The following is an 11,829-nucleotide window of genomic DNA, read 5'->3' as shown; positions in this document are numbered from 1 at the left end:
CCCATTGTTGCAGAAAGTTAATCCTTGTACTCAGTCTTGGTCAGATTCAGCCAGCCGTATACGCCGCCCATAATCAGGCCGCCGCCCACCATGTTGCCCAGCCACACCACGGACCAGTTGCGCAGAATATTGGCAATGGTGAACCCGTCGATCGTCTCGGGCCCGTAAACGAAGCCGCCGAGTTGGACCATCACGAAGTTCGCGATCGAGTGCTCGTAGCTCATCGCGGCGAACGCCGGAATGACCACGATGATGCCGAGCAATTTGGCGGAGAAATCTTGGCCAGCCTGCGTGGACATCATGAACGCGATGTTGACCACCATGTTCGCCAGAATCGCCTCGACGAACAAACCCCCTGTGGGCTTCGCGAGTTTGTTTTCCAGCACGGTGTGCAGCAGGCGGGTTTCGGGGTCGATGTTGCCCATGAACACCGTATGGGAGATCAGCCAACACACCACCACGGCACCGACCAAGTTGAAGAGTGTGACGAACAGGATCAGCGCCAACCCGCGTAGGACGGACACGTGCTTGGTCACCGCCCCGTAGGTCATGAACATCATGTCGCCGGTGGCGAGCTCGCCTTGCAAGACGATGATGATGTACAGCGTCGTTGCGAAGATGGCCGCGAAGACATAGCCGCCCCAGCCCGGGGCGTAGCTTTCCATGATCGTTCCGGTCGCCGCGGCGAAGGACGTCATGATTCCGAGGTAGACGCCAGCCATGATCGCGCGTACTGCGAACCGGGACGGTTCAGTGGAGAACAGGTCCAGTTTTCTGCCGATGATGCCTGGTGCTGTTTTGTGGAAGTTCATGCCCTCAACATTAGCGGTATTTAATACGTTTGAGCTGCGGTTTGATCAACGTCTTAGTGTGATCTCGGCCCCCTTCTTGCGGGGCGTAGGCAGCGACAGCCTAACCATGCTGGGATGATTTGGTCCAACACCTGTTGACGTGCTTTAATACATCAGTTGCCTGGAGCTGGTCGGCCACGACGCGCGTTTCCGAGCGGAATGGCCGAGACCCTTCGGCCTCGTTGTAGTGCACGAGGTCCGTCGATAAGCGAAGGCGCAAAAAGCAATTGACCACGTGCGTTCAGGACGGAAATCTGGCGCACATTGATCCAGGTCAGGAGACCAAAAGTGATTCAGCAGGAATCGCGTCTGAAGGTCGCCGACAACACTGGTGCACGTGAGATTCTGTGCGTCCGTGTCCTCGGCGGTTCTGTTCGACGCTTCGCCGGTATCGGCGACACGATTGTCGCCACCGTGAAGGAAGCCGCCCCCGGCGGCAACGTGAAAGAGGGCGAGATTGTCCGCGCCGTCGTCGTGCGCGCCAAGAAGGAGACCCGTCGTCCGGACGGCTCCTACATCTCGTTCGACGAGAACGCAGCTGTTCTGATCAAGAACGACACTGAGCCGCGCGGTACCCGCATCTTCGGCCCGGTTGCTCGTGAGCTGCGCGACAAGAAGTTCATGAAGATCGTTTCTCTCGCACCGGAGGTGATCTAGTTGAAGATCAAGAAGGGCGATATGGTCCAGGTCATCGCCGGTAAGGACAAGGGCGCTCAGGGTCGCGTCATCGAGGCGTACCCGAAGCGTGAGCGTGTCCTGGTCGAGGGCGTGAACCGTGTGAAGAAGCACGTTGCTAACTCGTACAACGAGCGCGGCGCTGAGTCCGGCGGCATTGTCACCCAGGAGGCTCCGATCCACGTGTCCAACGTGATGATCCTTGACTCCGAGGGCACCCCGACCCGCGTTGGCTACCGCTTCGACGAGGACGGCAAGAAGGTCCGCGTGGCCAAGTCGAACGGGGAGGACATCTAATGACTGAGATTCAGAACTACACTCCGCGCCTGAAGACGCGTTACCAGGACGAGATCCGCGGCAAGCTCGCCGAGGAGTTCGGTTACGACAACGTCATGCAGATCCCGGGCATCACCAAGATCGTCGTGAACATGGGTGTGGGCGACGCTGCCCGCGACTCGAAGATGATCAACGGTGCGCTCGAGGATCTCACCGCGATCACCGGCCAGAAGCCGCAGTTGCGTCGCGCGAAGAAGTCCATCGCTAACTTCAAGCTGCGTGAAGGCATGCCGATCGGCGCGAAGGTCACCCTGCGCGGCGACCGCATGTGGGAGTTCCTCGACCGTCTGCTGACGGTTGCTCTTCCGCGTATTCGTGACTTCCGCGGCCTGTCGGACACCCAGTTCGACGGCAACGGCAACTACACCTTCGGCCTCGCCGAGCAGACCATGTTCTACGAGATCGACGTGGATAAGGTTGACCGTCCGCGCGGTATGGACATCACCGTGGTGACCTCCGCGGTCAACGACGAGGAAGGCCGTGCGCTGCTGCGCCACTTCGGCTTCCCGTTCAAGGACAAGGACGGCAAGATGCAGCGCCCGTAAGCGCATAACGCATTCGCTTGTCGACGTCTCACCCCCGCACCGCCCGCTCTCCGGGCTGTGACGGGGGTGTTTGTCGTTTATGGGGAAGTTATGGCCGGGCCTTGCCGTGGAACCAGAACGGGACCCAGACCACGTCGGACGGGGCAAGGCTCCAGTCCTTCACGGCGAGTGCGCGTACGGATTTGGTGAGGTTCCCTTCGCCGGAGACCCACACGGAGCGCGGCGGTTGCCCTGCGTCGAAGTGTTCGCGCAGGACGGCCAGAGTGGCTTCGGTCTCGGCGGTTTTCGGTGCTTCTATGACGGTGAGGGAGGCGAGCTTTTCGTGCCACTGCTCAGCCAGGCCGTCCTCGATTTCCTCTGGGGACGTGACGACGGCGACGGCGTGGGTCTGTGTGAGGGCCTGGGGTGCGTTGGCCTCCTGGTAGGCCAGGATATGGCGCAAGGCGGGCAGCGCTGAGGCATCGGCGACGAGTAGCTGCGAGGATGCCGGAGGCTTCCACAGGGCGGGGCACGTGAACATGCCGGCGGTGTCGCCTGGGCGTGCCTGGCGGATCCACCGGGAACCGGGGCCGGAATCGCCGTGGGTGACCACGTCGACGTCGATAAGCTTGCGTGCCCTGTCGAGGCTGCGAATGGTGTACCAGCGGAGGGCGGGGCGTGTCTCCTCGGGGATTGCTGCCACCGCCGCGCGGATGTTGACGCCGCTGAAGCTGAAGGGGCGGAAGGGGTGGCCCGGCTTCGGCATGACTAAGCCGAAATACTCGTCGGGGCCGCTCAAGGGGTAGTCCGCGAAAGCCTCCCCGGTGAAGGTGAGGCGGTGCAGACGTGGCTTGAGCTGCTCGTTGGCGACGAGGGTGACGGGGTGGAGGAGGTGTGTTGGCATGTGTCGTAGAGTTTTCTAAGTAAGGTGAGGCTTGCTTTATTCTGCCTGTGGGGTCTACGGTACGACAGTCGACACAATTTGAACACATTTTTGTGCCCTAAATGGGCCTAGATGCTCCAAGGACCCCACTATGAACTTTCTGAAAAAGCGTGCCGCCAGCACCGTCGCCCTCGTGGCAACCGCCGCCGTCGCACTGACGGGCTGCTCGCGTGGCGAGGGTGAGCCCGAGCCAGCGGCGAACTCCGCCGAGATGCGCGTGGCTAGCCTCGGCCTCGGCGACGCTGACACGCTGCTCGCCCTCGGCATCACTCCTGTCGCCGTTGCCCCGTGGGGAGCGGAGGGAGACATTGGCCCTTCCGGAGTCGGTCCGTGGTCTGAGCACTTGCTTGGCGATGCCGACCCCGTGGCCATCTATAACACCGCTAGTGGCTTTACCGCCGATATTCTCGAGCAGGTCTCTGCCGCGGACCCCACCCACATTGTCGCCGTGAACCAGGCGGTCGATGTCGAAGCCCAGGAATCACTGGAAAACATCGCGCCGACGACGCTTGCTCCTGAAGAGTTCGACGACTGGCAGGTCCCCTGGGAAGATCAGGTCACTGCGATTGCCGAAGGCGTCGGAAAGGAGTCTGAGGGCCAGGAGCTGATCAAGCAGACGCAGCAGGTCTTCGATGATTTCCGCCGGGACCACCCTGAGGTGCAGGGCTCGCGTGCCGCCATCGTCATGCCGTACGACGGCAAGATCGGCCTCTACACGGCCGAGGACGGGCGAGGGCAGTTCATCGAGGACTTAGGCTTTGATATCCCGGATGAGCTGCAGGGCGACGGCTCGACTTTCTTCGTCGATTATGCGCCGGAGAATTACACCGAGCTCAATAACGTGGACTACCTGTTTGTCCTCGACTACAACGGCCTGGTCGACCAGATCAAAGATGACCCGACGTTCAAGAATCTCGATGTGGTGCGCGATGGGCGCGTGCACTACCTCGACACCGATACCGGCAGCGCTATGAGCATGCCCAACCCGGTGACCATCCCTTGGGTCGCGGAGAGGTTCGAGGAACAGCTCTGAGAGCCCGATGAGCACAGCTAATATCCTGGTCCGCACCGCGGCAACGCGACGAGCGCTCATCACACTTGTTGCCGTTTCTGCCATGGCGGTGGTGGCCTCACTCGCTCTTGGATCACGCGCGATCCCGCTTGGTGAGCTCGCCGGCGCGGCAGCAGGGCAAGGCAGCATCGACGTGCGCACCATCTTCTGGCAGCTACGCGTTCCGCGCACCCTGCTCGCCTATGCCGTCGGGGCGTGCTTGGCCGTTGCCGGCGTTTTGGCTCAGGCGTGGACACGCAATCCGCTAGCGGACCCCGGGTTCATCGGAGTCACCGCGGGCGCAGCGTTCGCGGTGGCCCTCGGTAGCGCCATGGGCACGGTGGCGGGCCTTGCCGGAGCCACCGTGCACGCTTTCGTTGGTGCGGCTGCCGCTTCTGCTCTGGTGCTCGTCGTGTCACGCCGCTCTGCCAGCCCGCTCACTCTGATTTTGGTGGGTATGGGAGTCGGCGCCTCCTTGAGCGCGGGTTCAGTCCTCATCGGACTGTTCGACACTGAGGTGCTCGACAGCATGCGGCACTGGGTGGTCGGCTCGACCATCGGCCGCGGCTATGCCGACGCTGCTGTTGCGTGGACCGGGCTCGCTGTCGGGATGCTGGTCGCTGTGTTAGCCGCACGTCCCCTGGACCTTTTGGCCATGGGGGAGGAGACATCCCTCGCGCTGGGCGGCTCGCCCCGGCTGGCGCGGGTTTTCGCGGCACTCGGCGTGGTGATTCTCGCCGGTTGCGCCACCGCGACCGCCGGACCCGTCGCCTTCGTCGGCTTTGCGGCGCCGCACATCATGCGTCGCGTCGTCGGTCCTCAGGTTAGCCGTCTCCTGCTGTCATCGGCCCTGTTCGGCGGAGCGTTGGTGCTGCTCGCAGATGTCGTTGGGCGACTCATCATGCGTCCCGGCGAAGTCGAGATGTCGATTGTCATGGCCGTGATTGGCGGGCCTGTGCTCATCGCGGCGGTGCGCCAGGGCTCGACGATGCAGAAGGCGGTGGCGTAGATGGACCGGATCGTAGAGATCCTGGGTGCGCAGCGGCGGGAGCGCAGGAGAAGGACGGCCGTCGCCGGAGCTATGTTCGCCACCGTGGCTGGAGCCGCCTACCTGGTCCTTCTCGGGCAGGGGGCGTTGGAGCTGAGCCCAGCGCGTGTGGTGGACGTGCTTACCGGAGGTGGCACCAACCGCGAGATCATGGCGGTGTGGGACCTGCGGATGCCCGTCGCCCTGGCGACACTCATCGTCGGGGCAGCGCTCGGAATGGCGGGGGCGTGGACGCAGTCGATGTCACGCAACATGCTGGCCTCCCCGGATATTTTGGGGGTGACCTCCGGTGCGGCGGCTTTCGTGGTGCTGGGTAGCATCACCTACCGCCCCTCCTTTGCGGACGAGATCCCCGTCTTCTGGTGGCGTGCGCTGCTCGCACTGGTGGGCGCGGCTGCCGTCGTCGCGGTGCTGGCGCTGATCGGGGGAATTGGCACAAGTGACAGGATCGTCATCGTTGGTGTCGCGCTGTCTCTCATGCTGCATGCGGCGGTGAGCTACCTGCTGCTTCGCGCCGAGATCCTGCGCGCCGCCGAGGCACAGACCTGGCTGGCTGGGTCCACTGAGTTTGTCCGCATGGATGCCATCCTCCCGCTGCTGCTGGGACTTGCGCCCTTCGTCGCGCTCGGGGTGTGGTGCGGACGCGACCTGCCGGTTTTAGCGCATGACGACGACTCGGCCGCGATGCTCGGAGTGAGCATTACTGAGCAGCGCCGGGCGTTGCTCATCGCGGCCACGGGTGTATCGGCGGTGGTGGTCGCAGCTGCCGGGCCGATCGGCTTCGTCGCGCTTATCGCTCCGCACTTCGGTCGGCTCGTCGCCGGCACCCCGACCCCCTCGCCGGTGGTGGCGGGGGCTGCGGGGGCGGCGATCTTGGGGGTGTGCTCTGTGATCGGTGGTTTCATCCCGTCGACCGCGCCGGTGGGAGCTGTTTCCGCCGCTCTCGGAGGGGTCGTTCTGGTGGTGCTGGTGTGGAGCCGAGACCGCTAGCGCGAGACGCAACAATCCAGAAGGAAAGCAAGGAAATGAACAGCAAGACACGGACCGCGGACGCACTTGTGGCTCAGGGCATCAGGGTGGGTTACGGGGACGGAGCGGAGGTGCTCCACGGCATCGACTTAACGGCGCGCGCAGGGGAGGTGACCACGCTCATTGGGCCGAATGGCTGCGGCAAGTCCACATTGCTCAAGGCGATGTCCAAACTCCTTGTGCCCAGTGCGGGAATGGTGCACGTCGACGGTGTCGATATCCACTCCCTGTCGGCGCGCGAGGCCGCTCGCCGAGTGGCTCTCCTGCCGCAGCACCCGAGCGCGCCGGGCGGGTTGTATGTCGGGGAGCTCGTCGCCCGCGGGCGACATCCGCACCAAGCTCGCATGGCTGGTCCGTCCGCCGCTGACCATGAGGCTATCGCCCGCGCCTGCGAGGCCACGGGGATCAGCGACCTCCTTGAACGCGATATCGACGCTTTGAGCGGCGGACAGCGTCAGCGAGTGTGGCTGGCCATGACCTTGGCGCAGGACACATCCGTGCTGCTGCTCGACGAGCCAACTACCTTCCTCGATCCCGCCCACGCCATTGACATGCTCTCCCTCGCACGGGAGCAGGCGCGCGGTGGCAAGGCCGTGGTAATGGTCCTGCACGACCTCATGCTGGCCGGCATGTTTTCCGACAGGATGATGGTCATGCGCGACGGCGCCATCGTGGCGCATGGCACGCCGGAGCAGGCTTTGACAGCGGAAGTTCTGGCACAGGCTTACGGGCTTCGGGCCGAGGTGTGGGACGACCCAGCCGGTGTTGCCCCCGTCATCGTCCCGCGCGGGACCGTGCGTTAGGTGCTTCCCATACCGGCGAGTGTGGAGGAGAACCCCTAGACCTCGTTGTCGTTGAACGGGTCGTGGACGCGACCTGCCAGCTCGGCTACGGAGTCGAGGATCGTGGTGGGGCGGTAGAGAAAGCGGGTAATTTCGGTGTCGTCGGAAATGCCGGTGCGCACGAGGATGGTGCGCATGCCGGCTTCGAGGCCGGCTTTGACATCGGTACAAAGACGACATCCGCGGCAAGCTCGCTGACGAGTTCGGTTACGACAACGTCATGCAGATCCCGGGCATCACCAAGATCGTCGTGAACATGGGTGTGGGCGACGCTGCCCGCGACTCGAAGATGATCAACGGTGCGCTCGAGGATCTCACCGCGATCACCGGCCAGAAGCCGCAGTTGCGTCGCGCGAAGAAGTCCATCGCTAACTTCAAGCTGCGTGAAGGCATGCCGATCGGCGCGAAGGTCACCCTGCGCGGCGACCGCATGTGGGAGTTCCTCGACCGTCTGCTGACGGTTGCTCTTCCGCGTATTCGTGACTTCCGCGGCCTGTCGGACACCCAGTTCGACGGCAACGGCAACTACACCTTCGGCCTCGCCGAGCAGACCATGTTCTACGAGATCGACGTGGACAAGGTTGACCGTCCGCGCGGTATGGACATCACCGTGGTGACCTCCGCGGTCAACGACGAGGAAGGCCGTGCGCTGCTGCGCCACTTCGGCTTCCCGTTCAAGGACAAGGACGGCAAGATGCAGCGCCCGTAAACTGCTTATCGACGCCCCCCGCTACCCGGTTTCACACCGTGGTCGCGGGGGGCGTTTTGCGTTCGGGCAGTTGCTCCCCGTGCTGCGGCAGGCATCTCGAATTAGGGTGGGGGCTGGTTCTGCCAGTTCTGCCAGTTCTGCCAACTCTGCCGTCTGCCCGAGGAGCGCTCGCATGTCCCGTCGTCCAGCCCGTGCGGTTATCGCAGCCGCCACCGCCCTGTCTTTAACTACCGCAACTGTCCAGCCCGCTGAAGCGGCACCCGCACCGCTGGAGATCGGCGCCCTGCCACAGCAGGACGTCGTGATCAACGGTGTGAAAGTACCCATACCGGCAGCGCTGCTCGCTGTCGCCGGAATCGCTGCGGCCCTCGGTGGGCTGAGTGCGTTCATCGTGCAGGCAATCATCAATGCGGCAGCGGGGCAGAAGGGCGGGTCTGCACCCGGTGGTTCTTCCCGCAAACCGGGGGATGAGAAGCCTCACGCTGAGTACCTGAATCGCTTCGACTTCAGCGAAGGGAACAATGAGAAGGCAATCGGCGGGCTCAGCGGCATCGAGCTCGTCGACCAGGACCGCTACATTGCTATCTCGGACGACAAGAAGGAGCACGGTCCGATTCGCGCGTACTACTTCAAGACGACTGATGGTGGAAAGACCTTCACGCAAGACGGAGAGGTCAGGTTCACGCAGGCGGACGGGAGCGAGTATTCCGATTACCTCGACCCCGAGGAAATCCGCTTGCTGCCGAACGGAAACTACCTGTGGACCACCGAAGGCTCAGCCGACAAGGGCACGTTCATCGCCCCACAGATCATTGAGTCCACGCCGGATGGGAAGGAAGTCCGGCGCATCGACGCTCCAGCGCACCACGCTCCCGATGAAAAGGGAACAAAGGGTGTGCACAACAACAAGGGTCCAGAGGCGATGGCGGTTCTCGCTGATGGGAAGACGATGATCACCATTAACGAGGATGCTCTCGCTCAAGATGGACCGGAGAACTCTGAGACCCACAGCTCCCTTGCCCGCATCACGGTGTACGATCTGAACTCCGGTAAAGCCGTCAAAGAGCACGCAGTTCGTGTGAGCCCGGGCCGCGGGGTGACGTCTTTGCTTGCCGACGACAACGGCAACCTGCTCATGCTCGAGCGCGGATTCAACGAAGCCACCAAGACGAACATGGCGCAGATCTACACGCTGGACCTTGAGGGCGCGGATGATGTGCTGGGCACCGAAGCACTCACCGGCTTGGAGAAGACCGCGTCCAAGACCCTCGTTTTCGACTTTGACAAGCAAAAGCCCCACCCCGACAACGTCGAGGGCCTCGCCTGGGGGCCGAAGAACGCGGCTGCGAACGGTGGCCGCTCGATGGTGGTCGTCACTGACGACAACTTCAACGATTCCCAGTCGACGCTGATGCACCTGCTTGCCGTGCGCTAACACGTGCTTCCACGGTGCCTGTGCGAGCAAAGTGGGGCAAGCTGTGCTCTCCCGCGTCATGCCCGGCGTGCACGGAACTCACATCGAATGTGGAGAAAGATCTCAACCCGATCACTACCGGGCAGGGCACGTTTGAGTAAGAATGGCTGAGTCTGTATGCCGGTTCGATGAGAACACCGGTGGACTCTTGATAGGGGATGTGCCCCGCACGACAGATGTGTACTTGCCAGGGAGACTTTGATGACCGCGACACTCACCGCCAGCGACGTTCGACGAGATGTTCAATCGGGGCCGACAACTACTGAAATACTGCGCGGATGCAATCTTGAACTGCACGGTGGCGGCCTCACCGCGATAGTTGGGCACTCTGGATCCGGAAAATCGTCGTTGCTCATGTGTTTGAGTGGTCTCGACGAACCATCGTCAGGCTTTGTCAGTATTAACGGGCAGGACATTTACCGCCAGTCCGCGAGCGACCGGGCCCGGATGCTGCGTACGAGCATCGGGTTCGTCTTCCAGCAGTACAATCTCGTTCCCTTTCTCTCCGTTGAAGAGAACATCACGCTTCCTTTTCGCCTGAACCGGGAGAACGTTCCCCGCCGCGTAGTCAACGGCTTGATAGAGGCATTCCATCTAGGCGCGCGGCGCGACGCGCCGGCCCGGACATTGTCCGGCGGCGAGCAACAAAGGACCGCGCTGTGCCGGGCGCTAGCGCGACGGCCAGACATCGTCTTCGCTGACGAGCCGACAGGCGCGTTGGATTCGCAGAGCACTGGAATCGTGCTGAACACCCTCCGACGCATGGCGGACGAGGGGCAGATGATCGTCATGGTCACCCACGATCTGGAGGCTGCGGCAATGGCAGACAACGTCATTGTCATGCACGACGGTCAGGTGGCTGGCGCAGTTGGGAGGACGACCAGCCAGGAGCTACTGGCTATCATCTCGAGCCTCGGGGAGTAACCAGATGCAGCGCTATGTTCTGAAGATGTTCGCCGACGGATGGCGTGAATGGACGCCAGCCATGGCCGTGGTCGGCGTGATCTCCACGATGATTGGGCTGTGCGTGCACCAGTACGCCTGGACCATGACTCCGCAGTTCCGTGACGCGGTGGCTGCCGCAGGCGCCCCACTAGCCGAGTATCAAATCCTTTCCATCACCATTTACGTCGTGATCGCGTTGGTGTCGTGGGTGGCTCTGACAGTTGTGGGGAAAGCAAGCGTTCACGCTTCCCGGCATACCCACGCGCTGTGGCTTTTGCTTGGGGCATCACCGCGCGCAGTGTTTCTGTCCACGCTGTACATTTTGCTGATCGTGAGTTTCTGCGGAGCCATGATGGGGGCGATCGCCTCGACTCTTCTAAGTTTCTGGGCACTCCCTGCATTCGATGGCGCGGTGTCCCCAGCCGTAGACATGCCGCGGTTCACTGTCGCGCTGTGGGCTCCGCTCGTGGTCGTCATCATCAGTGTCGCTACGGCCATCGTGGGTGGTGTGGTGCCTGCGTACCGGGCATCCCGCATCCAACCCGGTGTCGCTTTGCGTACGGTTCAGCAACCGGACCACAAATCCACATCGTCGGTGCTGCGGATCGTCAGCGGTTCTTTCTTTCTCCTGATTGCTGTGGCGCTCGTCGCGGCCTCGAAACTGGACCAGCAGCTCGCTTCTGCGGGGCTAGCCCCAATCATCAACCTCGCCTTCAACGCAGGTGCCAGCGCCTTGATCGGCGTTTACCTGATGTGCCCAGAGATAGTGGGATTCCTCTTTCGAGTTCTGCACAAAGTTTTTGATGTTACTGACCTGGTCGTTTCGGCACTGGGTACCCGTGCAGCAGCAGCACGGTCGCGCATGAACGTGACCACAATCGCGCCGTTGGCTGCAGGTCTTGGCGGCGTCGGGCTGCTGTTGTGCGCATTGGGTTCGGTTGGAGCAGTCGTCCAGATTCTCGAACCGGGGGCGGAAACCAACATGACCGATACTTGGATCATTATCGCCGTTGTGATTGTGTCGATGTTCGCTACCAGCGCCGCCGTTGTCGCACTGTCCGCGCGCGGACGCGGGCATGAAGTTGCTCTCCTACAATCTGCCGGAATGTCTCCGCGGCAGGTGATCGCGCTGATCGGGGCGGAGAGTTTCGCAATGTCGCTTGCAGCGACATTGGTCGCAGCCGTCCCAGTGGTTGTGGGTGGCGTGGTCTGTGCCTTCGCAACCGCGACTGCTCTCAATGGACCACCGGTTGTCGAGTGGCCGTTTAAGATGATGTCGCTTGGCATGCTCGGGGCGTGGTTATTGCTGTTCCTCATCTTGGCCATCCCCACGATCGGACCGCTCCGCAACGGGCCGAGCGCGCAACTCCGGGGCGGGGGAGTCTGACCTCAGCGAGGGATC

13 protein-coding genes and 1 pseudogene are annotated in these 11,829 nt (G+C 62.6%); 11 read left to right on the top strand and 3 right to left on the bottom strand.

Annotated elements, in window-relative coordinates; translation table 11 throughout:
* Positions 1 to 17 precede the first annotated feature (17 nt).
* The gene (locus HMPREF0291_RS01255) at positions 18 to 812 is read right to left on the bottom strand and encodes a formate/nitrite transporter family protein (RefSeq protein WP_005286720.1); all 795 of its coding nucleotides are present in this window, start codon (positions 810 to 812) and stop codon (positions 18 to 20) included.
* A 327-nt stretch (positions 813 to 1,139) separates the two neighbouring features.
* Between HMPREF0291_RS01255 and rplN the strand changes: the two genes are divergently transcribed.
* Genes rplN through rplE (HMPREF0291_RS01240) form a run of 3 tightly spaced genes read left to right on the top strand, consistent with a single transcriptional unit; the run spans position 1,140 to position 2,407 of the window.
* The gene (gene rplN, locus HMPREF0291_RS01250; RefSeq protein WP_040423424.1) at positions 1,140 to 1,508 is read left to right on the top strand and encodes a 50S ribosomal protein L14; all 369 of its coding nucleotides are present in this window, start codon (positions 1,140 to 1,142) and stop codon (positions 1,506 to 1,508) included.
* Complete coding sequence (rplX, locus tag HMPREF0291_RS01245) at positions 1,509 to 1,823, top strand: 50S ribosomal protein L24 (protein WP_005286714.1); 315 nt, start codon at positions 1,509 to 1,511, stop codon at positions 1,821 to 1,823.
* Positions 1,823 to 2,407 (top strand): 50S ribosomal protein L5, encoded by a 585-nt coding sequence (gene rplE, locus HMPREF0291_RS01240; protein ID WP_005286712.1) that lies wholly within the window; start codon positions 1,823 to 1,825, stop codon positions 2,405 to 2,407. Before rplX ends, rplE (HMPREF0291_RS01240) begins: the two co-directional genes overlap by 1 nt.
* A gap of 88 nt (positions 2,408 to 2,495) precedes the next feature.
* On the opposite strand, the gene HMPREF0291_RS01235 is transcribed toward rplE (HMPREF0291_RS01240), so the two are convergent.
* The gene (locus HMPREF0291_RS01235; RefSeq protein WP_005286711.1) at positions 2,496 to 3,290 is read right to left on the bottom strand and encodes a siderophore-interacting protein; all 795 of its coding nucleotides are present in this window, start codon (positions 3,288 to 3,290) and stop codon (positions 2,496 to 2,498) included.
* Between the two features lie 130 nt (positions 3,291 to 3,420).
* Here HMPREF0291_RS01235 and HMPREF0291_RS01230 point away from each other — a divergent pair, with 130 nt between their 5' ends.
* Genes HMPREF0291_RS01230 through HMPREF0291_RS01215 form a run of 4 tightly spaced genes read left to right on the top strand, consistent with a single transcriptional unit; the run spans position 3,421 to position 7,260 of the window.
* The gene (locus tag HMPREF0291_RS01230) at positions 3,421 to 4,362 is read left to right on the top strand and encodes an ABC transporter substrate-binding protein (RefSeq protein ID WP_005286709.1); all 942 of its coding nucleotides are present in this window, start codon (positions 3,421 to 3,423) and stop codon (positions 4,360 to 4,362) included.
* Positions 4,363 to 4,369: 7 nt separating this feature from the next.
* Positions 4,370 to 5,389, top strand: a complete 1,020-nt coding sequence (locus HMPREF0291_RS01225; RefSeq protein WP_005286706.1) for a FecCD family ABC transporter permease — start codon at positions 4,370 to 4,372, stop codon at positions 5,387 to 5,389.
* On the top strand, positions 5,390 to 6,418 hold the full coding sequence (locus HMPREF0291_RS01220; RefSeq protein ID WP_005286703.1) for a FecCD family ABC transporter permease: 1,029 nt from the start codon (positions 5,390 to 5,392) through the stop codon (positions 6,416 to 6,418).
* Between the two features lie 35 nt (positions 6,419 to 6,453).
* On the top strand, positions 6,454 to 7,260 hold the full coding sequence (locus HMPREF0291_RS01215) for an ABC transporter ATP-binding protein (protein ID WP_050748765.1): 807 nt from the start codon (positions 6,454 to 6,456) through the stop codon (positions 7,258 to 7,260).
* 35 nt (positions 7,261 to 7,295) lie between these two features.
* Here HMPREF0291_RS01215 and HMPREF0291_RS11450 read toward each other — a convergent pair.
* A pseudogene (locus HMPREF0291_RS11450) lies at positions 7,296 to 7,481 on the bottom strand (HAD hydrolase-like protein); the annotation flags it as partial.
* On the opposite strand from HMPREF0291_RS11450, the gene rplE (HMPREF0291_RS01210) reads away from it, so the two are divergent.
* The 4 genes from rplE (HMPREF0291_RS01210) to HMPREF0291_RS01195 all read left to right on the top strand — a co-directional run bounded on the left by rplE (HMPREF0291_RS01210) (position 7,478) and on the right by HMPREF0291_RS01195 (position 11,814).
* Positions 7,478 to 8,008: a 50S ribosomal protein L5 gene (gene rplE / locus HMPREF0291_RS01210; RefSeq protein ID WP_050748764.1), complete on the top strand. Its 531-nt coding sequence runs from the start codon at positions 7,478 to 7,480 to the stop codon at positions 8,006 to 8,008. The pseudogene HMPREF0291_RS11450 and the gene rplE (HMPREF0291_RS01210) overlap by 4 nt on opposite strands.
* Before the next feature lie 172 nt (positions 8,009 to 8,180).
* Positions 8,181 to 9,443, top strand: coding sequence for an esterase-like activity of phytase family protein (locus HMPREF0291_RS01205; protein ID WP_005286693.1), 1,263 nt, complete (start codon positions 8,181 to 8,183; stop codon positions 9,441 to 9,443).
* Between the two features lie 240 nt (positions 9,444 to 9,683).
* Positions 9,684 to 10,406, top strand: coding sequence for an ABC transporter ATP-binding protein (locus HMPREF0291_RS01200; protein ID WP_005286689.1), 723 nt, complete (start codon positions 9,684 to 9,686; stop codon positions 10,404 to 10,406).
* Positions 10,407 to 10,410: 4 nt separating this feature from the next.
* Positions 10,411 to 11,814 (top strand): FtsX-like permease family protein, encoded by a 1,404-nt coding sequence (locus tag HMPREF0291_RS01195; protein ID WP_005286686.1) that lies wholly within the window; start codon positions 10,411 to 10,413, stop codon positions 11,812 to 11,814.
* Positions 11,815 to 11,829 lie beyond the last annotated feature (15 nt).

Origin of the sequence: Corynebacterium genitalium ATCC 33030, from assembly GCF_000143825.1 — a bacterium.
In the GTDB taxonomy this organism is placed as follows: domain Bacteria; phylum Actinomycetota; class Actinomycetes; order Mycobacteriales; family Mycobacteriaceae; genus Corynebacterium; species Corynebacterium genitalium.
Note: the sequence above shows the minus strand (reverse complement) of the source record. Positions and strands in the feature narration are given on the sequence as shown.